The sequence below is a fragment of the Alloalcanivorax marinus genome, assembly GCF_016785095.1.
In the GTDB taxonomy this organism is placed as follows: domain Bacteria; phylum Pseudomonadota; class Gammaproteobacteria; order Pseudomonadales; family Alcanivoracaceae; genus Alloalcanivorax; species Alloalcanivorax marinus_A.
This window is the reverse complement of record NZ_JAEKJB010000002.1, coordinates 349,745-371,368: the sequence shown is the minus strand read 5'-3', so window position 1 is coordinate 371,368 and position 21,624 is coordinate 349,745. Positions and strand designations below refer to the sequence as shown.

Annotated in this window: 18 protein-coding genes; 11 read left to right on the top strand and 7 right to left on the bottom strand. The window is 68.0% G+C overall.

Going from position 1 to position 21,624, the window contains the following annotated elements; genetic code table 11:
* Window positions 1-25 precede the first annotated feature (25 nt).
* Window positions 26-772 carry a hypothetical protein gene (locus tag JF515_RS03420; protein WP_203101026.1) on the bottom strand — a complete coding sequence of 249 codons (747 nt, stop codon included), beginning with the start codon at window positions 770-772 and terminating at the stop codon, window positions 26-28.
* Window positions 772-3,660: a DUF748 domain-containing protein gene (locus JF515_RS19575; protein WP_203101024.1), complete on the bottom strand. Its 2,889-nt coding sequence runs from the start codon at window positions 3,658-3,660 to the stop codon at window positions 772-774. Before JF515_RS19575 ends, JF515_RS03420 begins: the two co-directional genes overlap by 1 nt.
* A 180-nt stretch (window positions 3,661-3,840) precedes the next feature.
* Between JF515_RS19575 and JF515_RS03410 the strand changes: the two genes are divergently transcribed.
* Entirely contained in the window at window positions 3,841-4,314 is a 474-nt protein-coding gene (locus tag JF515_RS03410; protein ID WP_203101022.1) for a hotdog fold domain-containing protein, read from the top strand.
* Here JF515_RS03410 and JF515_RS03405 read toward each other — a convergent pair.
* The 4 genes from JF515_RS03405 to JF515_RS03390 form a co-directional block, all read right to left on the bottom strand.
* On the bottom strand, window positions 4,289-4,954 hold the full coding sequence (locus JF515_RS03405) for an alpha/beta family hydrolase (RefSeq protein WP_203101020.1): 666 nt from the start codon (window positions 4,952-4,954) through the stop codon (window positions 4,289-4,291). The two genes, JF515_RS03410 and JF515_RS03405, sit on opposite strands and share 26 nt — an antisense overlap.
* Before the next feature lie 34 nt (window positions 4,955-4,988).
* Entirely contained in the window at window positions 4,989-6,035 is a 1,047-nt protein-coding gene (locus JF515_RS03400; RefSeq protein ID WP_203101017.1) for a PA0069 family radical SAM protein, read from the bottom strand.
* A gap of 157 nt (window positions 6,036-6,192) precedes the next feature.
* Window positions 6,193-6,504, bottom strand: a complete 312-nt coding sequence (locus JF515_RS03395; protein ID WP_203101015.1) for a DUF2288 domain-containing protein — start codon at window positions 6,502-6,504, stop codon at window positions 6,193-6,195.
* A gap of 198 nt (window positions 6,505-6,702) precedes the next feature.
* The gene (locus tag JF515_RS03390; RefSeq protein WP_238400816.1) at window positions 6,703-8,124 is read right to left on the bottom strand and encodes an alkaline phosphatase D family protein; all 1,422 of its coding nucleotides are present in this window, start codon (window positions 8,122-8,124) and stop codon (window positions 6,703-6,705) included.
* A 182-nt stretch (window positions 8,125-8,306) separates the two neighbouring features.
* Between JF515_RS03390 and JF515_RS03385 the strand changes: the two genes are divergently transcribed.
* Together JF515_RS03385 and metG are read left to right on the top strand one after the other, a co-directional pair.
* Complete coding sequence (locus JF515_RS03385) at window positions 8,307-11,009, top strand: hybrid sensor histidine kinase/response regulator (protein ID WP_338015163.1); 2,703 nt, start codon at window positions 8,307-8,309, stop codon at window positions 11,007-11,009.
* 116 nt (window positions 11,010-11,125) lie between these two features.
* Window positions 11,126-13,150 (top strand): methionine--tRNA ligase, encoded by a 2,025-nt coding sequence (gene metG / locus JF515_RS03380; protein ID WP_203101009.1) that lies wholly within the window; start codon window positions 11,126-11,128, stop codon window positions 13,148-13,150.
* Window positions 13,151-13,418: 268 nt separating this feature from the next.
* On the opposite strand, the gene JF515_RS03375 is transcribed toward metG, so the two are convergent.
* Window positions 13,419-13,877: a Spy/CpxP family protein refolding chaperone gene (locus JF515_RS03375; protein WP_238400814.1), complete on the bottom strand. Its 459-nt coding sequence runs from the start codon at window positions 13,875-13,877 to the stop codon at window positions 13,419-13,421.
* Between the two features lie 228 nt (window positions 13,878-14,105).
* Here JF515_RS03375 and rsxA point away from each other — a divergent pair, with 228 nt between their 5' ends.
* The 8 genes from rsxA to nth all read left to right on the top strand — a co-directional run bounded on the left by rsxA (window position 14,106) and on the right by nth (window position 21,516).
* Window positions 14,106-14,690: an electron transport complex subunit RsxA gene (rsxA, locus tag JF515_RS03370; protein WP_194863958.1), complete on the top strand. Its 585-nt coding sequence runs from the start codon at window positions 14,106-14,108 to the stop codon at window positions 14,688-14,690.
* Entirely contained in the window at window positions 14,687-15,271 is a 585-nt protein-coding gene (rsxB, locus tag JF515_RS03365; RefSeq protein ID WP_203101006.1) for an electron transport complex subunit RsxB, read from the top strand. The genes rsxA and rsxB overlap by 4 nt, the downstream gene beginning before the upstream one ends.
* Entirely contained in the window at window positions 15,271-17,739 is a 2,469-nt protein-coding gene (gene rsxC, locus JF515_RS03360; protein WP_203101004.1) for an electron transport complex subunit RsxC, read from the top strand. Before rsxB ends, rsxC begins: the two co-directional genes overlap by 1 nt.
* On the top strand, window positions 17,736-18,743 hold the full coding sequence (rsxD, locus tag JF515_RS03355) for an electron transport complex subunit RsxD (RefSeq protein WP_203101002.1): 1,008 nt from the start codon (window positions 17,736-17,738) through the stop codon (window positions 18,741-18,743). Before rsxC ends, rsxD begins: the two co-directional genes overlap by 4 nt.
* A complete protein-coding gene (rsxG, locus tag JF515_RS03350) occupies window positions 18,740-19,387 on the top strand; it encodes an electron transport complex subunit RsxG (protein WP_203101000.1) in 648 nt (215 codons plus the stop codon). Before rsxD ends, rsxG begins: the two co-directional genes overlap by 4 nt.
* Window positions 19,380-20,090 (top strand): electron transport complex subunit E, encoded by a 711-nt coding sequence (locus JF515_RS03345; RefSeq protein ID WP_203100998.1) that lies wholly within the window; start codon window positions 19,380-19,382, stop codon window positions 20,088-20,090. The genes rsxG and JF515_RS03345 overlap by 8 nt, the downstream gene beginning before the upstream one ends.
* A gap of 162 nt (window positions 20,091-20,252) precedes the next feature.
* Complete coding sequence (locus tag JF515_RS03340) at window positions 20,253-20,783, top strand: glycine zipper 2TM domain-containing protein (protein ID WP_203100996.1); 531 nt, start codon at window positions 20,253-20,255, stop codon at window positions 20,781-20,783.
* A gap of 94 nt (window positions 20,784-20,877) precedes the next feature.
* Window positions 20,878-21,516, top strand: a complete 639-nt coding sequence (nth, locus tag JF515_RS03335; RefSeq protein WP_203100994.1) for an endonuclease III — start codon at window positions 20,878-20,880, stop codon at window positions 21,514-21,516.
* The last annotated feature ends 108 nt before the right edge of the window (window positions 21,517-21,624 follow it).

Genomic DNA, 21,624 nt, shown 5'->3' with positions numbered 1-21,624 from the left:
TCAGTCGCGATAACCGCGATGGGCGCTAATCGAGCTGCCGGATGTGATAATCCAGCCTGCCCTTGCGCAGGGCCTTGCCCAACTCCGGGTGGTCCTGTATCCGGCGGCGCAGATGAACGCTGCGCGCCGGCTCCCGGGTGAAGGCGATCACCGCGTTGTGGCAATCCGCGCAGGAGAGCCGGAAACGGCTGCCCCAGGGCGCCATGGTGGCGGCGTCGGCGGCGTGGCTGACGCGGTACTCGGTGTAATCACCGAAGTTCATCACCAGGGTGCCATGGTCACTGACGTGACGTTCCAGCATGGCCAGCCAGTCCCGATCCGCCGGCACCGCCCGGCTCACCGCTTCGTTGTCCGGCGCGAACAGGTCCTCGATGATCAGATCGAAGGGTTCGCCGTCGTAGGCCTTGAGCCAGGCCACCGCGTCGCCGAGCACGGTCCGCTCGCCGGGCTGAACCACCGAGAACACCTCCCGGGCCACCGCCAGATGGTGGGCGTCCAGTTCCACCGCCACCAGCCGCTCCGGCGCCAGCAGCGCGCGCAGCGGCGGCACCAGGGAACCGCCGCCCAGGCCCAGGATCAATACCCGCCGCAGACGCGACGGGTCGCCGAGCAACGCCGGCAGCCACAGCAGGTCCCAGACACTGCCGGTGACCAGCCGCTTGGGGTGGAACTCGGAGTGCTGGACGCCGTTGGCGAACAACCTCATGCAGGCGCCCTGGCGGCGCACCTGATAAAGCACGCCGTTTTCGCGCCGTTCCCAGATCACCGCCATCAGAGGCCCTCGGCGCCCAGGGCCACGCCGGCCCGGTCACCGTCCGGGCGCGACCGCGCCATGCGCACGCGCTCCGCGTCCACGCCCAGCTCGCCGGTGAGCAGGCGGCGCGCCCGCTCCGCCCGGGTCGCCGCCAGGTCGGCGAGGGCGTCGCCGTCCACCGCCTCGGCGGCCTGCTCCAGCAGACGCCGCCAGGCCTGGCGGGCGCGCTCGGTGTCATCGTCGCCGAGCCCGGCCGGGTCCGCGTCAAGCCGGTCCCGGTAGGCTTCCAGGATACGCTCACGGCCCTCCTGCCCGGTCAGCGCCGTGTCCAGGCCGCGCCAGTCACCGCCCATCTCGTCCACCAGCTCCGCCTCGCCAAGGGCCCGGCGGTCCTCGTCGTTGGTCTCGCCGGTGAGCACCAGGATCAGGTTGCCGCGTTGCTCAAGAATCCGGGCCAGGGTCTCCAGTGCCTGGCGCGTTTGCGCCCCGGGCCGGTCCTCGCCGGCGGCATAGGGCACGTATTCCAGATCACCGTCGCCGCCGCCGACCAGACCGGCGAGCATGGAAAACGGCGCCGTGGCCGCCTTCACCAGCACGTTGCGGAGAACCCGGAACACCAAGCCGCCGACACTGAAATCCGGGTCCGACAGATCCCCGGACAGGCTCACCGGCAAGCGGATCATGCCGGAACCGTCGCGCAACACCGACAGCCCCAGCTTCACCGGCACGTCCATGGCCTGATCGCTGGCTACCCGCTCGCCCAGGTAAAAGTCATCGGCGGCCACCTCGGTGGTGCTGTCCAGGCGCTCGCCCTTGAGGCTCACCCGGGACTGCACGTCCAGGCGCCCACGATCAACGCCAAAGCCCAGGTAGCGGGCGGTGAACGGAGTCAGCGTCTGCATGCCGTAGCCCTTCAGGCTGCCATCCAGATCCAGGGTCACAGGGTTGGCGTCCACGGTGCCTTTCAGGGTCAGGGTGGCGGTACCATTGACCTCGCCCCGGGTCTCCAGCCCGGCGCGGCCGCCGGCGCTGTCGAAGCCATCCATGTGCCCCTGCCACTGCTCCACGGTGACCTGGTATTCCGGCGACAGAGTCAGGTCCTGGTGCGCCAGCCGTGAATCCTTCACCGACACCCGGCCCAGCCGTACCCGCCAGGCGGCGCCCTCCTCGGCGCCACCATCATCGCCGGCCAGGCGCTCGCCCAGGCTCCGGCCCTGGCCGTCAAGCACATGCAGGAAGTTCAGGCCGCGCGCGGCCAGGCCATCGATAGCCACTTGCTCGGTGCCGGTGTTCAGGTCCAGCCCGTCGGCGCTCAGGTTGGCCACCGACAGGAACCGCCGGCCGTTCTCGGACAGGGCGCCGTCCGCCACGCTGGCCCGGCCGGTGAGCCGCACCGTGGGCGTGTCGCCGCTCACCGCCAGGTTCAGATCGCCGCCGGCGCGGCCCTTATCCACGGTGATCGGCATCGCCGCCCGCACCCAGGGGGACAGGGTGGCCAGGGGCAGCCCCTCGACCTTGAGCCGCGCTTTCAGATCCAGGGGCGCCAGCCGGCCTTCTCCGGAATGGCTCAGGGTGCCGCTCTCCAGCACCTTGGTATCGCCCTGCCACTGCCAGCGCACCCCTTCCTGGTCGAGGCGGAAATCGCTCACGGTGAGGGCGCCGTCGGTGAGCGTCAGTTCCCGGGGCGTGGCCAGGGTGGTGTCGCGGAACACAGCGGCGGCGCCTTCCACGGCGAAGCGGTCCAGGCGGATGCGCCAGTCCGCCTCGCCCTGGCGTAACTCCTCGGCGGTATCCTCGGCGCGCTCGCGCACCTCCTCCTTGGCGCGCTCCGCCTGCTTGGGGTCCTCGGGCAGAAACAGGGTGGCCAGATCCAGGCCCTGGTCGGTGAGCACCGCCCGGGCGGCGGGCTCGCGCACCGTCACCTCGGGCACGGTGAGGGTGCGCCCGGCGGTGTCCAGGGCGACGCCGGTGACCGCCAGTTCCGGTACCACCAGGCTGTCCTCGTCGCCGTCCCGGGGGCGGATGCGCAGGCCGTCGAGGGTCAGTTCGCCGTTGTCCACGGTCAGGCCCTGGCCGAGTTCGGCGCTGAACCGGTAATCCGCGCCCAGACCGAGCACCCCGGCGGGTACCGCGAAGCGGAAATGGGGGGCCAGCAGTTGGCCAAAGGCGACCAGATCAACCTTGTCCATGCGCAGCCGGCCATCGACGCTGAACGGCGCGAAATGGAAGCGGCCATCCCAGTCCAGAGTGCCGCCGTCCGGGCCTTCCACGCGCAACTGATAGCGGTTGTCGTCCTCGCCGACCCCACGGGTGGTCAGATCGTCGATGGTGAAGGCCATGGGCAGGGCCAGGGTCACCGGCTCTTCTCCGGCGGCGTCGATCAGGTCCACGCCGCCGTTGCTCAAGCTCAGGTGGCTCACGGTGAAGGCCGGCGGGCCGGTTTCCTGATCTTGCTCCGGCGTTTGCTCGTCGTCGGCTTGCGGATCGTCCTGGCTCAGGCGGGCGATGATGTCATCCAGATTAAGGGTGCCGTCCGCCTCGCGACGCAGGCGCACGCGCAGACCATCCAGGTCCAGGTCACCGACCCAGGGACGCCAGTGGAACAGGGAGGCCCACAGCTCGCCGTTAACGTAGAGCCGGTCGAAACGGGCCAGGGTTCCGGTGTCCGGGTCCGCCACCGAGAAACCCTCGGCGGTAAGCGACAAAGTAAAGGGGTTGAGCGCCACCCGCTCCAGGGTCACGTCCCGGCCCAGCAGCCCGGTCAGGCGTTCGCGGGCCTGGTCCCGGACCCAGCCGGGCAACAGGAAAAACACCACCAGGGCGTAGAGCACGTACAGCGCCGCCAGGATCGCCAGGACGCGGGCGCCCCAGCCCCGCGAGCGCCACCACCGAGCCGGTGTCTGCATGGATCACCTTCCTTATTCGAAGAACGCCGTATCCTAACACCCAACTCACCGCCATGCCCCGGCCTGGTCGTCGCCAGACGGCCCGACATGGTCCCCGGCGCCCGCCCCGGGGTGCCTCGCCGGCCATTGCCCGTGTTCCAACGGCGACGACAATGGGCGCTTTCCGATCGGGAGGTTTCCATGAGCGACAATTACCTGCTCAAGCTCTATCAACGCACCGCCCGCCTGCCCAAGGGCAAGGTCCTGTTCTCGCGGTTGTTCGCCCGACAGGCGCCCTACTTTGGCACCGTGCGCCCCCTGGTGGAGGAACTGCGCCCCGACTACTGCCGGGTCACCTTCAAGAAACGCAAGGCGGTGCAGAACCACATCGGCACCGTGCACGTGATCGCCATCTGCAACGCCCTGGAAGCGGCCATGGGCGCCATGGCGGAGGCCTCCATTCCCAAGCACCTGCGCTGGATTCCCAAGGGCATGGACGTGCGCTACACCGCCAAGGCGGACAGCGACATCAGCGCCGTGGCGGAGGTGGAAGCCGGTGCCTGGGAGAACGGCCCGGACGTGCCGGTGGCGGTGACCGCCCGGCGCGCCGATGGCACCCCGGTGGTGGAAGGCACCATCCACCTCTGGGTCACCGAGAAGCCGGCCCGCTCATAAAGGCAGCGGCGCGGTCGGCGGCGGCGGCCAGGTTGGCGTCATGGTCGCCGCCGCTGCGTTTGCGCGGCTTGAGGTCGTGGTCGCCGTCGAATACCCAGTGCAGGGTCACCGCCGCCGCCGGCGCATAGCCCGCCACCTCCTCGCGCTTGCCGAACGGGTCCCGCTCCCCCTGGCAGATCAGCACCGGCCCGGCCAGGTCCGGGAAGTGATCCAGCCGGGTGCGCTCGGGCTTGCCCGGCGGATGGAACGGATAGCCAAACACCACCGCCCCGGCGGGCGCCACCGTGTCCCCGGGCGCCCTCGGCGCCGCCAGCAATTGCGTGGCCATGCGCCCGCCCATGGACTTGCCTCCCACCCAGAGCGAGCCGCTGGTGTCCGCCGCCACCGCCTCCAGCACCGCCCGGAAGCGAGCCAGCAGTTTCGGCGCCCGGTCCGGCGGCGCCTTCACGCCTTCCTCCCGGCGCCGTGCCATGTAGTCGAATTCAAAGCGCGCCACCGCCACGCCCCGCTCCGCCAGCAACGTCGCCATGCGCGCCATGAAAGGGCTGTCCATGGGCGCGCCGGCGCCGTGGGCCAGAACCAGGGTGGCCCGGATCGGGCCCTCGGGTCGATTCCACAGCGGCGTGGAAACATCGGTCATATCGGGGCTCTCCGGGGGTGGTGAATCGGGGCCGCTAACCGTCCCACAAATGCAGTTGCCCGGCCAGCCCCGGTGGCCGGAAAGCACCGGTGTCCAGGGTGAAGGCTTCCCGGGGCGCCAGACCGGCGCGCTGGCAGGCGGTGCGGAAACGCCGCGAAAGCAATTGCGCCCAGGGTCCCTGGCCCCGGTGGCGATGATGCCAGGCGCTGTCGTAGACGGCGCCGCCGTGCAGCTCCCGCACCGTGGCCATCACCTTGCCGGCCCGGTCCGGATAGTGGGTTTCCAGCCACTCCTCCCAGAGCCCGCCCAGTTCGTGGGGCAAACGCAGGATCACATAGCCGGCGCTGCGCGCGCCGGCGGCGGCCACCTGCTCGACGATGTCCTCCATTTCATGGTCGTTGATGAAGGGAATCAGCGGCGCCACCAGCACCGTCACCGGTACCCCGGCACGGGCCAGCTCACGGACCGCCCGCAGCCGCTCCCGGCCGCCGCTGGCGCGGGGCTCCAGCTGACCCTTGAGGCGGTTGTCCAGGGTGGTCACCGACACCGCCACCGAGGCGCGCCCCTCCCGGGCCATGGGGCCGATCAGATCCAGGTCGCGCAGCACCAGGGCGCTCTTGGTGATCAGGCTGAACGGGTGCCGGCATTCGCTGAGCACCTGCAGGATCTCCCGGGTGATGCGGCGCTCCCGCTCCACCGGCTGGTAGGGATCGGTGGCGGTGCCGATGACCAGGGGACGGCACTGGTAGCCGGGCTTGCGCAGGGTATCGCGCAGCACCTCGGCGGCGTTGTCCTTGCAGAAAATCTCGCTCTCGAAGTCCTGCCCCGGGGATAGATCCACATAGGCGTGATTGGGACGCGCGAAACAGTAGATGCAACCGTGCTCGCAGCCCCGGTAGGGGTTGAGGCTGGTGTCGAAATGCAGGTCCGGGCTCTGGTTGCGGGTGAGAATCGAGCGGGCGATCTCCCGATGATAGCGGGTGGGCCGCGCCGCCGCCGGTTCGTCATGCTCGCTGTGAGTCACCGCGAAGCGGCCGGGGCGCCGGTTCAGGGTGCCACGATTGGACGTGCTGGTGGCCATGGGAAAGCTCCGGAATACTGTTCTTATGGACAGTATATCCAGGGCGGACGGGACTGCAACGTGTTACCACCCGGAGCGGTGGGGATCGCGACTGAAGTCGCTCCTACGGGGGCTCCCCTGTAGGAGCGACTTCAGTCGCGATTGGTCGGGGCGGTGCTCAGTGCGGGCGCACCGGCTGCACCAGCACCCAGGGCATCACCACCACGGTCCATAGTTCCTGGCCGGCCTCGAACCAGGCCCGCGCCTGTTCGTCCTGGACGCCGTCCACGCGCCCCTGGGCACGCCACTGCTGGAGCTGCCCGGCCCGGTCCTCGGCGAACGCCACCGCCACCTCGATCAGGTCCAGGTCGCCGGCCACGGCCACGGTCTGGCCCCGGGCAAAAAACGGCTGCAATTCCGCCCAATGGGCGCGGGCGGTTTCCTGGTTGAGCTTGGCTTTGAGGATGTCCGTGTCGCGGGTGTCGGCCATGGCGGGTCCTCCGGGGTTGGCGGGGGCGCCATTATGGGGACCAGGGCCGCAAAAAGAAACGCCCGCCTGGGGAGGGCGGGCGGGGCTGTACCGGGCCGAATGAACTTCCTTGTTCTTTCGCGTCCTTGCAAAACCACTATAAGAGCGGCGACGCCGGTTATCGATCAGACATTTGCTCTGATTCGTGTAGGAAATTAGCTATTCCCACTGTATGTTCGCGCCGACATCGGGGACCAGGTCGCCATCCCGGTCGAACAGCTCCAGCCGCGCGCCCCGCTCGTCCAGGCTGACCCGGGAGAAGGCGTCACGGCTGTACACCGGCCCCGGTACCCGCACCTTGCCCAGGGACGGCTTCCACAGGCCGCGCAGGCGGTGGTTATCGCGGATCATCGGCCGGTACCAGCGGAACGCCATCAACGCCGTGGGCCAGAACAGGCCGGAGCAGATCCAGGCGTGCAGCGGCGCCTTGCCGAAGCCGTCCAGGCGCGCGTACAGGGACGCGTGTACATCGCCGCTGAGCACCAGTAGCCGCCGCGCGCCACTGGCGCGGATGCCGTCCAGCAGCCGCTGGCGCTGGGCGCGGAAGCCCTCCCAACTGTCCTCGCCACGAAACGGCCAGCGCTGTTCGGGAAACAGCGGCACCGAGGAGACCAGGCATTTGACCCGGTCCGGGCTGTCGTTAAGCCAGGCCAGCACCGCCTCCTCCTGCTCCCGGGACATAATGTCGCGCTGCCAGGGCCAGCGGCTCAGGGCGCGCTCGGTGCGCAGATCCATCAGGAAGAAATCGGCACAGCCCCAACGGAAGCGATACCAGAGCCGCTCCGGATCCCGGTCCAGGCGGCTGCCCGCGGCGTTCAGGGGCACCGCCGGGGAATGGGAAGCCTGATAGATCTGGTAGGCCTTCATGGCCGCCGGGTACTTGCTGGTCCACAGATCCGGGTTGGCCCGCGCCGGCCAGTTGTTCTCGATCTCATGGTCGTCGAGGATCATATGGTGGTTGTGATTGGCCATCAGCCGGCGGATATTGGGCTGGCCGAAGCTCTGCCGATAGAGGTCGAAGTATTGCTGTTGGGAGGAGGCGGCGCCCAGCTTCCAGGTGGCGTCGGCGTAGACCTGGTCGCCGGCGTACATGACGAAGTCGGTATGCCGGTCGGCGGTCTGCCGGCCCATGACGTCGAAGATACGGTCGGCGCGATCGTCCTCCACCTCGTGATCGAGGCCGACGAAGCGATAGCAGCAGGAACCGAACAGGAAACTCACCGGCGCCCAGTCGTCCTCCGGCGCGGTGCGAAAGTGCCCGAGGGGCAGGCGGTGCCAGTCGAGCTGGGTGTCGACGGTGTCCGCCTTGTCCACATAGCCGGCCTGGTATTCATAGCGGGTGCCGGGACGAAGATCGCGCAGCACCACCACGCCGCTGCTGTCGAAATTACCGTTGATGCGGAAGTGCCGGGGCCCGCGCCAGTGCGGCTCGCCCACCGCCCGCCAGCGGATGCGGCCATGGGGCGCTTTGCGGCCGGCCGGCAGGGCGGCGGACGGCATCACGCCGAGGATGCGGATATGGGTGCGACCGGCGGTGCCGACGATCGGCCCCACCGCGAATGGTGCGACAGGTGTGGTCAAGGTTCCCTCCCCGGGCCATCGCTGATTGAGCCCCCGCATGCGCGCTGCTAGCATCCATAAAGGCCAACGACGGGATACCCTTTATTTTGATGCAGGACGCGGTTTCTTACCTTCTGCGGTTCGCCGTACTGACACTCCTGATCGGGCTCCTTCCCGCCCCCGCGTGGAGCCAGGAAAGCGCCGTGATCGACGGCCAGACCGACACTCTGCGACCTTACGCGGCCCTCGGTTATTTTTGTTCGCCCCCGGAACAGTCCCCCGCTCTGGAAGCCCTGAAAAGCGACCCGGACGCCTGGCCCTGGCGGCGCGCCACCGGCATGCCCAACCTGGGCTTCACCGCCGACCAGTGCTGGTTCCGCCTGCCGGTGCGCAACGCCTCCGACCAGCCGCTGCGGGAATGGCTGGTGGTGGAGTATGCCATGCTCGGCGAGCTGGACGTGCACGTGCTCGACGGCGACCGGGTGGTGGCCGACTACCGCAGCGGCATGGACCGCCCCTTCAACGTGCGCCCGGCACCGGAAGCGCTGCCGGCGTTTCCCCTGGACCTGCCCCCCGGCGCCGAGCGTACCGTGCTGATGAAGGTATCGTCGCCTCATAGCATTCAACTGCCTCTGCGGCTGATGAGCAAGTCCGCCTACGACCAGTCGCTGCTCAGCCACACCCTGGTCCAGGGCGTGTTCTTCGGCGGCATGCTGGTGATGATCCTCTATAACCTGTCGCTGTTCTTCTCGATCCGCGAACGGGCCTATCTGCTGTACGTGCTCTGGTCCCTGGCCATCACCCTGTTCATGGCGGTGCTGCACGGCTACGCGCAGAAGTACCTGTGGCCCGGTTCGGCGCTGCTCAGCCAGTACGTGCTGCACTACCTGTTGCCGGTGCTGGTGATCCTGCCGTCGCTGTTCACCCTGCATTTCCTTGATCTGCCGGCCCGGGCGCCGCCACTGGCGCGCCTGCTCAAGGGGCTGGTGACCACCGGCGTGGTGCTGCTGCTGGCGGCGCCGTTCGTGAGCCGCCAGTGGCTGATTCCGGTGGCCGTGCTGGCGGTGCTGGCGATGGACTTCAGCATCCTGCTGGCCGGGTTGCTGCGCAGCGCCGCCGGCGACCCGGACGCGCGTATCTTCACCCTGGCCTGGCTGTGCTTCATTGTCGGCGCGGCGGCCATGTCGCTAAACAAGTACGGCGTGCTGCCACGCACCGACCTCACCGAGAACCTGTTGCAAGTCGGCGTGTTCCTGGAGGTGATTCTGCTGTCGCTGGCCCTGGCGCGCCGTATCAACCGGCTCAAGGAGGCCCACGCGCTGTCGGTGCGCGACAAGGCCATCGCCGAGATGGACGCCTTCAAGGCCGGCGCCCGCAACCAGGCCAAGAGCGAGTTCCTGGCCACCATGAGCCACGAAATCCGCACGCCGATGAACGGCATCATCGGCATGACCGACCTGCTGCGGCGCACCGATTTGAGCGGCCAGCAGGCCCAGTACGTGGACACCATCCACCAGTCCACCCAGTCCCTGGTCACGGTGATCAACGACATTCTCGACTACTCACGCATCGAATCCGGCAAGCTGGAGCTGGAATACCAGGACGTGGATCTGGAGCAGTTGCTGGATGACTGCGTGCGGCTGTTCGCGGTGCGCGCCACGCAAAGCGGTGTGTCGCTGTATACCTACATCGATTCCCGGGTACCCCGGCGCATCCGCACCGACCCGATCCGGGTCAAGCAGATCCTCACCAACCTGCTTGGCAACGCCTACAAGTTCACCGAGCGGGGCCAGGTGGCACTGCACCTGGGCGTGCGCCAACCACCGGACGAACAGGGCCATTGCGTGATCATGCTGGAGGTGGTGGACACCGGCATCGGCCTGGACGAGGCCCAGCAACAGAATCTGTTCCAGGTGTTCGGCCAGTCCAGCCGCGGCGGCCGCCACCGCCAGCAGGGCGCCGGCCTGGGCCTGACCATCTGCAAGCGGCTCACCGAACTGCTCGGCGGCGAGATCGGCGTGTCCAGTTCGCTGGGCCGGGGCGCCACCTTCTGGGTAACCCTGCCCACCGTGGCCCGGGAGCCGGCGCGACCGGAGAAGGCCCTCACCGGCCACCGCGTGCTGATGATCAACAACGATCCGTCCCTGGCCCTGAGCCTGTCGCAACTGATGACCCGCTGGGGCCTGACGGTGCAGGAATACGCCGATTGCGAGCAGGCCCTGGCCGGCCTGGACGCCGAGGAAGCGTCGGCGGACCTGCTGCTCGCCTCGGAAGCTAACCTGGCCCGCCGCGAGGATCTCAAGGTGATCCGCGAGCGGCTCGGTAATCCACCGCTGCTGATCCTGCAGGCCACCGGCGCGGAGATCACCGGTGAGCTGCCCGGCGACCTGCTGCTGGTGGAAACGCCGGTGTCGTCCCGGGCCCTCAAGCACAGCCTGTGCACCCAATTGCGCGAGCGCGAGGAAGCGACCAACCCGGTGGTGGCGCCTCCCCCCCGTGGCCACCCGAGCCTGTCGCGGCTCAATGTGATGGTGGTGGAGGACAACGCCGTCAACCAGCTGGTGATCGACAGCATCCTGCGCTCGATCGGCATCCAGGCCACCCTGCTCACCGACGGTGGCCAGGCGGTACGGCGCATGGAATCCAGCCCGGGCAACTGGGACGTGATCTTCATGGACTGCGAAATGCCGGTGCTGGACGGCTACGCCGCCACCCGCGAGATCCGCCTGCTGGAAACCCGGCTGGACGTGGACCCGTGCTGGATCATCGCCCTTTCCGCCCACGCCACCGGTGACTACGTGCAAAAGGCCCGCGACGCCGGCGTGGACGATTACCTGAGCAAGCCGGTATCGCGCAACCAGGTGCTGGAGGCGCTGCAGCGCAACCGCGCCATGAGCGGCGGCTGACCCGCCCCAACACTCGGTAGGAGCGGCTTCAGCCACGATCCGGCCTGGCAGTTTCAACCGCGCGTCGGGGCCAGTATCATAGCGGGCCTGATTTCCCGTCGAAGACTGAAGGCCCCATGAGCGAACAACCCCGCAAGATCCTGGTCACCAGCGCCCTGCCCTACGCCAACGGCCCGATTCACCTGGGCCACCTGCTGGAATACATCCAGACCGACATCTGGGTCCGCTTCCAGAAGCTGCGCGGACAGCAATGCACCTATGTGTGCGCCGACGACGCCCACGGCACCGCCATCATGCTCAAGGCGGAGGAAAAGGGCATCAGCCCGGAGCAGCAGATCGCCGAGGTGAAGGCAAGCCACGAACGGGACTTCGCCGATTTCCAGATCCGTTTCGACAACTACTACAGCACCCACAGCCCGGAAAACCGGGCGTTCTCCGAGATGATCTTCCAGCGCAACAAGGACGCCGGCTACATCATTGAAAAGGAGATCACCCAGCTTTACGACCCGGAAAAGGGCATGTTCCTGTCCGACCGCTTCGTGCGCGGCACCTGCCCGAAATGCGGCGCCGAGGACCAGTACGGCGACAACTGCGAAGTGTGCGGCGCCACCTATTCACCGTCGGAGCTGATCGCCCCCTACTCCGCGGTGAGCGGCGCCACGCCGGTGGAAAAACAGACCACGCAGCTGTTCTTCGACCTGCCCCAGTTCGAGCCCATGCTGCGCGAATGGACCCGCTCCGGCTCGCTCCAGGAAGGGGTCGCCAACAAACTGCAGGAATGGATGGAAGACCTGCAGCCCTGGGACATCTCCCGGGAAGCGCCCTACTTCGGTTTCGAGATTCCCGGCTACCCGGGCAAGTACTTCTATGTCTGGCTGGACGCACCGATCGGCTACATGGCCAGCTTCAAGAACCTGTGCGACCGTGAAGGCTGGGACTTCGACGAATACTGGAAAGCGGATTCCAGCGCCGAGCTGTATCACTTCATCGGCAAGGACATCATCAACTTCCACGGCCTGTTCTGGCCGGCCATGCTGGAAGGCGCCGGGCTGCGCAAACCCACCGCCATCTACAGCCACGGCTTCGTCACCGTCAACGGCGCCAAGATGTCCAAGTCACGCGGCACCTTCATCATGGCGCGCACCTACCTGGACCATCTGGACCCGGAATATCTGCGTTATTACTTCGCCGCCAAGCTCAACAGCCGGGTCGATGACTTCGACCTCAACCTGGAAGACTTCGCCCAGCGGGTGAACACCGACCTGGTCGGCAAGGTGGTCAACATCGCCAGCCGCACCGGCAACTTCGTGAAGAAATTCGGCGGCACCCTCAGTGCCCACCCGGACAACCCGCTGCTGGTGCAGGAAGCGCAGCAAGCCGCCGCCCATATCGCGACCTTCTACGAGCAGCGCGAGTTCGGCAAGGCGATGCGCGAGATCATGGCCCTGGCCGACCACGCCAACGGCTACATCGCCGACAAGGCCCCCTGGAGCCTGGCCAAGGAAGAAGGCAAGGACCGCGAGGTGCTGGAAATCTGCACCACCGCTCTGAACGTATTCCGCCTGCTGGCGCTCTACCTCAAGCCGGTGCTGCCGGGCCTGGCGGAACGGGCCGAGGCGTTCCTCAACATCGAGCCGTTGACCTGGCAGGACGCCGACAAGCTGCTGCTCGAGCACCCGATCAACAAGTTCAAGCCACTCATGGCGCGGGTCGACATGGGCCACATCGAGGCCATGCTGGCGGACTCCCGGGACACCAACCCGGCGGCCCCGGCCGACAACGGCGCCAACCAGGAAGAAGACACCGGGGACGACACCATCACCATCGACGACTTCCTCAAGGTCAAGCTGCGCGCCGCCCGCGTGGTCCAGGCCCAACACGTGGAAGGCGCCGATAAGCTGCTGCAACTGACCCTGGACGTGGGCGAGCTGGGCCAGCGCAATGTGTTCGCGGGCATCAAGGCCAAGTACGCGCCCGAGGAACTGGAAGGCAAGATGGTGGTGCTGGTCGCCAACCTGGCGCCGCGCAAGATGAAGTTCGGTCTCTCCGAAGGCATGGTGCTGGCCGCCGGCCCCGGCGGCGACGACATCTTCCTGCTGTCTCCCGACAGCGGCGCCGAACCGGGCATGGAAGTCCGCTAGCTCCTGCCGCGATATTCAACCTACGGAGCCACGCGGGACGCTACCTCGTAGCGCCTCGTCGTGGTCCCCCTTCCGGGACCCTGTTTGACAGGATGTCAAACCGAGAGCCTACAGGGACGTACTCGCGGCGTTCCCGGAAGGGGGACCACGACGAGACGCGGCCCGGATGGAGAGTCCGGCTCCCCGACTGTCTGAAGCGCGCATAAAAAGCGACCATAAAAAAAGCGGCCCGGGGGCCGCTCCTTTGGTCAGCGTGTCAGCGTCGGGTTTATTTTTGCTGGCCCTGCTGCTGTTGCTGCATTTGCTGCTGCATCTGGCGCATCTGCTCACGCTGCTGGCGGGCGCGCTCTTCCAGGGTGGCACGCTGTTCCTCGGTGAGGGTGTCCTGGATGCGGGCCTGGAGCAGCACGGTCTCGGCGGCGATGTCGCCGGTCACGTCGCCCAGCTCTTCCGCCTGATCACGGATGTCGCCTTCGTCATAGCCGGGACCGATCTGTTCGCTCAGGGATTGCTGCAGTTCCTGGGCTTCCATGCGCTTGCTGTTGATCTTGCTCTCGGACTCCTGCATGAATTCACGCATCTCCGATTTCTGATCGTCGCTCAGCCCCACGATCTGGTCGAGCTGATCAACGCGATCCGCCTGGGACGGCGCCTGCTGGGCGTGGACCATGCCCCCCAGACCCAGTGCCATCAGCAGCGTGATGCTCAGTCGCTTAACGATCGTCATAGTGTTCTCCATTCAGTCTTTACAGGATCCGTGATCCGCGAGAGGACCACCCTACCGGATCAGGCAACGGTTCTTCACCCCCGTTCCCCGCGAATTGCCGACCCGGGCCGCTCCCGGAGTACCCACTCACCGGTGCGCCCCAGTCATGGCGCGGTGTCCCGGGGGTCACTCGGAAACGGAAAATTTTGCTAAACTCGCGCCCTCGGAAGCCCAAGAACGACGCCACCCATGACCGAATACCTGTTGATCCTGATCAGCGCGGTGCTGGTGAACAATTTCGTGCTGGTCCAGTTTCTGGGCCTGTGCCCCTTCATGGGCGTGTCCAACAAGGTGGAAACCGCCATGGGCATGTCCCTGGCCACCACCTTCGTGCTGACCCTGTCCTCGGTGCTGTCCTACCTGACCTGGGCCTACATCCTGGTGCCCTTCGACCTGGAATACCTGCGCACCATCAGCTTTATCCTGGTGATCGCGGTGGCGGTGCAGTTCACCGAGATGTTCGTCAAGAAAGCCAGCCCGCTGCTGTACCGGGTGCTGGGCGTGTTCCTGCCGCTGATCACCTCCAACTGCGCGGTGCTGGGCGTGGCGCTGCTCAACGTGCGCCAGGCCGACGCCACCTTCATGAGTTCGCTGACCTACGGGCTGGGCGCCGCCCTGGGCTTCTCCCTGGTGTTGGTGCTGTTCGCCGCCCTGCGCGAGCGCATCGCCGTGGCCGACGTGCCCGAGGCATTTCGCGGCCCGAGCATCGGCCTGATCACCGCCGGGCTTATGTCCCTGGCGTTCATGGGCTTTTCCGGGCTGATCAAGTTATGACCACGGTGCTGATCGCGATCGCCGCCCTGCTGGCCCTGGCCGCCGTATTCGGCGCCGCCCTGGGCTTCGCCTCGGAAAAGTTCAAGGTGGAAGGCGACCCGATCGTCGACCAGATCGACGCCCTGCTGCCACAGACCCAGTGCGGCCAGTGCGGCCACCCCGGCTGCCGCCCCTACGCCGAGGCCATCGCCGAGGGCGAGGAGCACAACCGCTGCCCGCCGGGCGGCGAGACCACCGTGGAGGCCCTCGCCGACCTTCTCGGCCGCGAGGTACTGCCCCTGGACGACGACGGCGCCGAGGACGCCGGCGAGGATCGGGTGGCCTTTATCCGCGAGGACGAATGCATCGGCTGCACCAAGTGCATCCAGGCCTGCCCGGTGGACGCCATCGTCGGCGCCGCCAAACAGATGCACACCGTGATCGCCGATGAATGCACCGGCTGCGACCTGTGCGTGGAGCCGTGCCCGGTGGACTGCATCGACATGCTGCCCCGGGCCACCACCCTGGCCACCTGGAGCTGGGATCGTCCCGCCGGCATCGGCCGGCGGCCGGAAGAGCGTATCGAGGTGGTCAACCTGTGATGTTCGGTCTGTTTGGTAAAGCGCGCCCACCCGCACCGGTATTCGACTTCCCCGGCGGCGTCCACCCACCACAGCACAAGGGCCGTTCCAACGGCACCCCGATCCAGCCTGGCCCGCTGCCGGCGCAACTGGTGCTGCCGCTGAATATGCACCTGGGCGCGCCGGCCAAACCCTGCGTGGCGGAAGGCGACCGGGTGCTCAAGGGCGAAAAAATCGCCGAGCCGGTGGGCGCGGTGAGTGCCGCCCTGCACGCCCCTACCTCCGGCACCGTGGTGGCAATCGGCCCGCGCCCGATCCAACACCCCTCCGGCATGGACGCGCTCTGCATTGTCATGGAACCGGATGGCGAGGACCGCTGGATCGAACGCCGCCCGGTGGCGGACCCGGCGGCCCTGGGCCCGGACGGCCTGGTGGCGCTGCTGCGCGAGGCCGGCGTGGCCGGCCTGGGCGGCGCCGGCTTTCCCACCGCCGTGAAAGTGACCCTGGGCGACCAGCAGCGGGTGGAGCAACTGATCATCAACGCGGTGGAGTGCGAACCCTACATCACCGCCGATGACCGCCTGATGCGTGAACGGGCCGATGAGATCGCCGGCGGCATCCGCCTGCTGCAGTACCTGCTCAACCCCCAGCACACCCTGATCGGCATCGAGGACAACAAGCCCGAGGCCATCGCCGCCATGCGCGCCGCCTGCGCCGGCTCCGATATGGAAGTGCGGGTAGTGCCCACCAAGTACCCCTCCGGCGGCGAGAAACAACTGATCCAACTGCTCACCGGCAAGGAGGTGCCCAGCGGCGCGCTCCCCGCCCAATGCGGCGTGGTGTGCCAGAATGTGGGCACCGCCTGGGCGATCAAGCGGGCGGTCCACGACGGCGAGCCGCTGATCCGCCGCGTCACAACGGTGACCGGCGACGCCGTGGCCCGGCCCGGCAACTACGAGACCCTGCTCGGCACCCCGGTGCGCGACCTGCTGCGCCACGCCGGCGTGGACGGCGAACGCCTGGGCCGGCTGGTGATGGGCGGCCCGATGATGGGCTTCACCCTGCACGACCCGGCGGTGCCGGTGGTCAAGACCAGCAACTGCCTGATCGCCGCCACCCTGGAGGAGCTGCCCGAGCCACCGCCGGAGCAGGCCTGCATCCGCTGCGGCGCCTGCGCGGAAAGCTGCCCGGCCAGCCTGCTGCCCCAGCAGCTGTACTGGTACGCCAAGAGCGACGACTTCGAGCGCGCCCAACGGCACGACCTGATGGATTGCATCGAGTGCGGCGCCTGCGCCTATGTGTGCCCCAGCCACATCCCCCTGGTGCAGTACTACCGCTATGCCAAGGGCGAAATCCGCCACCAGGCCGCCGAACAGCTCAAGGCGGACCGCGCCCGGGAGCGCTTCGAAGCCCGCCAGGCACGCCTGGAGAAGGAACGGGAAGAGAAGGAAGCCCGCCGCCGGGCGCGCCTGGAGGCCAACCGCCAGAAGCAGGCCGCCGCCCCGGCCGGCGACGACCGCCGCCTGGCGGATCTCAAGAAAGCGGTGGGCAAGGCCTCCAGCGCCTACAAGGCGGCGGTAAAAGCCGCCAAGACCGCCGAGGCCCAGGAAACGGACAACGCCGCCGAGCTGCGCGCCCGGGCCGACCAGCTCAAGGCCGAGGCGGACCGCCTCAAGGCGGAGTTGCGCGACGCCAAGGCCGGCGCCCCCGCTGCCGGCGCCCCGGTACCGGCGCCCACGGATCTACTGGCCGACCTGAAGAAGGCCGTGGGCGAGGCCTCCGGTGCCTATAAGGCCGCGGTGAAGGCGGCCAAGGCCGCCGAGGCTGAGGGTACCGACAACGCCCACGATCTGCGCGCCAAGGCGGACACCCTCAAAGCGGAAGCGGACCGCCTAAAGGCGGAGCTGCGCGACGCCAAGGCGGCCAACCCCGGCGCGGTGGTGAAACTGGCGCCCACTGGCAAGGCACAGGACAACGCCCCGGCCACCGGGGACGCCACCACCTCGGCGCCGGAGGCGGACCCGGAGGCCGCCGCCAAACGCCAGAAACGCCTCAAGGCCCTGAAGACCGCCTACAACATGGCCCACAAACAGTACAAGGAAGCCCACGCCGCTCTGGAGCGGACCGAGCGCGACGCCGGCGACGACGACCGCGAGCGGCTGGACGCCCTGGCCGCCAAGGTGGACAAGCTCAAGGCCAAGGCCGACCACTGCCGCGACGCCCTCAACGCCCTGGTGGAGGAAGCCAAGGCGGACATCCGCGCCCACACCGGCAAGGACCTCAAGACCCTCAAGCTGGAAGCGGCCCGCGCCGAAACCGCGCTGCGCCAGAAAGCGGACGAACTGGCCCGGCTGCGCGACACCGCCGACGCCGACACCCTGGAAACCCTGGACGGCGAACTGCGCGCCCTGGACGAAGAAGCCCAGGTGGCCCGTCGCGCCCTGAAACAGGCGGTGCAGGAACAGGGGCTGGTGGAGGACGACCAATGAGCCTGATCAACGCCCCCTCCCCGCACACCCGGGAACGCACCGACACCGGCGCGGTGATGCGCCGGGTGATCCTGGCCACCCTGCCCGGTCTGGCGGTGCTGGTCTGGCAGTTCGGCGCCGGAGTGCTGTTCAACGTACTCTGGGCCGCCGCCGTGGCGCTGGCCGCCGAGGCCCTGTTCCTGCGTGCCCGGGGCAAGCCGGTGGGCTTCTATCTGCGTGACGGCAGCGCCCTGGTTACCGCCGTGCTACTGGGGCTGGCGCTGCCGCCCACGGCACCCTGGTGGCTGACGCTGATCGGCGTGGCCTTCGCCATCGTGGTGGCCAAGCAGCTCTATGGCGGGCTCGGCATGAACCCGTTCAACCCGGCCATGGTCGGCTATGTGCTGCTGCTGATTTCATTCCCGGTGGCCATGACCCAGTGGATCGCCCCGGGCCAGGCGCCGACCCTGGCGGACAGCCTCGCCCTGTTCCTCGGCCAGACACCGGCGGACGCCTTCAGCGGCGCCACCCCGCTGGACACCTTCCGCACCTGGGCCGGCGACGCCGGCGCCCTGGCGGAGCACGGCATCCTCCAGGGCGTGCTGGCCGGTCGCGGCTGGCAATGGGTGAACCTGGCGTTCCTGATCGGCGGTCTCTATCTGCTGGCGCGCCGGGTGATCGGCTGGCACATTCCGGTGGCGTTCCTGGCCGGCCTCGGCGTGCCGGCACTGATCGCCCACCAGATCGACGCGGCGCGGTTCGCCGGCCCCCTGTTCCACCTGTTTTCCGGCGGCGCCATGCTAGGTGCCTTCTTCATCGCCACCGACCCGGTGAGCGCCGCCACCAGCCGCCTGGGCCGCTTCGTCCAAGCCCTGCTGATCGGCGTGCTGATCTGGGTAATCCGCACCTTCGGCGGCTACCCGGACGCGGTGGCCTTCGCGGTGCTGCTGCTCAACCTGGCGGCGCCCTTCATCGATTACTACACCCGGCCACGGGCCTACGGGCACAAGGGAGCCCGCTCATGATCCGCCAGGCCGTGACCCGCAACGCCGTGATCCTGGGGCTGTTCGCCATCGGCACCGCCGCCGCCCTGGCGCTCACCAACCAGGCCACCCTGGCACGGGTGGAATGCAACCGCCAGCAGGCGCTGATCGGCTCCCTGGCCCAGGTGATGCCCGCCGACCACCACGACAACGTGCTGCTCGACGACCGGGTGGCGGCCCGCGACCCACTGCTCGGGCGCGGCGACAAGAGCCTCTACCGGGCCCGCCGCGACGGCGCCCCCAGCGGCGCGGTGCTGGAAGCCACCGCCCCGGACGGCTACGGCGGCGCCATCAACCTGATCGTCGGCGTGGACATGGACGGTCGCATCCTGGGCGTGCGCGCGGTACCACCGCACAATGAAACCCCGGGCCTGGGCGACAAAATCGAACGCCGCAAGTCGGACTGGATACTGTCGTTCAACGGCACCTCCCTGGACAATCCGGACCAGGACGGCTGGGCGGTGAAAAAGGACGGCGGCCACTTCGACAGCTTCACCGGCGCCACCATCACGCCGCGCGCCGTGGTCGGCGCCGTGCACCGGGCGCTGCGCTATTTCCATACCCACCGCGACGAGCTGTTCGCCGCCCCCGCCCTGCCCCACGACACGGAGACCTGTGATGGCTGACGTGGACTACAAGAAAATCACCCGGGACGGCCTGTGGACCAACAACCCCGCCACCGTGCAGATTCTCGGTCTGTGCCCGCTGCTGGCGGTCACCGGCACCGTGGTCAATGCCCTGGGCCTGGGGCTGGCCACCCTGGTGGTGCTGATGGGCTCCAACGGCGCGGTGTCGATGATTCGCGGCTACGTCACCGACGCCGTGCGGCTGCCCGCCTTCGTGATGATCATCGCCGCCCTGGTGACCATCATCGAGATGCTGATGCGCGCCTTCACCTTCGAGCTTTACGAAATCCTCGGCATCTTCATCCCGCTGATCGTCACCAACTGCACCGTGCTGGGCCGCGCCGACGCCTTCGCCAGCAAGCACCCGGTGCTGCCCAGCCTGGTGGACGGCTTCATGATGGGCGCCGGCTTCCTGGTGATCCTGGTGATCCTGGGCGCCCTGCGCGAGGTGCTCGGCCAGGGCACCCTGTTCGACAACATGCAGCTTCTGTTCGGCCCCGCCGCCGCCGGCTGGCGCCTGGAGGTGGTGCCCGACTACCCCGGCTTCCTGCTTGCCGTGCTGCCGCCCGGGGCCTTCCTGGGCCTGGGACTGATCATCGCCGGCAAGAACGTCATCGACCGCCGCCTCAAGGAAGCCCGCAAGGCCCGGCAAGCGGAGGCGCCTAAAGCCAGCCGCCGGGTACGCACCACCGGAAAGGTGTAGGTGAGCTTGTCGCCGGCCTTATCGCGACTGAAGTCGCTCCTACCACGACCGCGTTCCGCTTGAGCCGCGATGGCGCGCGCCTTTTTTAACGACCTTATACAACCTTCACGCCCGGTTTCGGTTAAAACATCCGCCAAGCCATGAAGAAAAAAGGAGGCTGCGATGAATACACCAGCAACCGTGGCACTGGCCGTGGTCGGAACCCTGGCGGTGGTCGGCGTCGGCTACGGCGGTTACCAGGCGATCAGCGGTGACGCTGATCGCTACGCGGAAGTGGTCAAGGTGGAACCGGCCACCAAGAGCTATCAGGAGCCGGAGCAACGCTGCCAGCAGGTCACGGTGCAGCGCCAGAAGCCGGTCAAGGATGAGCACCAGGTCGCCGGCAGCGTGATCGGCGCGGTGGTGGGCGGCGTCATCGGCCATCAGTTCGGCGGCGGCAGCGGCAAGGACGCGGCCACCGCGGCGGGCGCCATCGCCGGCGGCTACGCCGGCAACAAAACCCAGGAGCGGATGCAGCAAGGCAACACCTACACCACCACCGAGGAGCGCTGCGAGACGGTGATGAACACCCGCACCGAGAAAAACGGCTACAACGTCACCTATCGCCTGGACGGCCAGACCCATACCGTGCGCATGGACGACGAACCCGGCGACCGTCTGCCGGTGGAAAACGGCCAGGTGATCACCGACTGAACGACGCCCCACCCCCGGGGCGGCATCGCCGCCCCTGCCCTTCCCGGTTATACTGCGCGTTTTCGCCGACCCGCCCCAGGCGCCAAACGTCATTATGAACCGCGAGAAACGCACCGAGATTTTCCGCCGGCTGCGCGACCAGCGTCCGGAACCCACCACCGAGCTGCACTACGACTCCGCCTTCGAACTGTTGGTGGCGGTGGTGCTGTCCGCCCAGGCCACCGACGTGGGCGTGAACAAAGCCACCGCGCGCCTGTTCCCGGTGGCCAACACCCCGGCGGCGATCCGCGCCCTGGGCGTGGACGGGCTCAAGGAGTACATCAAGACCATCGGCCTGTTCAATTCCAAGGCCGAGAACATCATCAAGCTGTGCGACCAGTTACTGGACCAGCACGATGGTCAGGTGCCGCGCTCCCGGGCCGCCCTGGAGGCCCTGCCCGGGGTCGGGCGCAAGACCGCCAACGTAGTGCTCAACACCGCCTTCGGCGAACCCACCATCGCCGTGGACACCCACATCTTCCGGGTCAGCAACCGCACCCGCATCGCCCCGGGCAAGAACGTGCAGGAGGTGGAACAGCGCCTGCTGCGGGTGGTGCCCGAGGAGTTCAAGCGCGACTGTCACCACTGGTTGATCCTGCACGGTCGCTACACCTGCACCGCGCGCAAACCCAAATGCGGGGAATGCATCATCGCCGACCTGTGCGAGTTCCCCCTTTCCCAACGCCCGGCTTAAGCCAATGATCGCGGCTGAAGCCGCTTCCACCGCGTGCCGGCCCACGCCAACGAAAAAGCCGGCCACCCCGGGGCAGGGAGGCCGGACACGCGGAAATCGTCGGAGAGC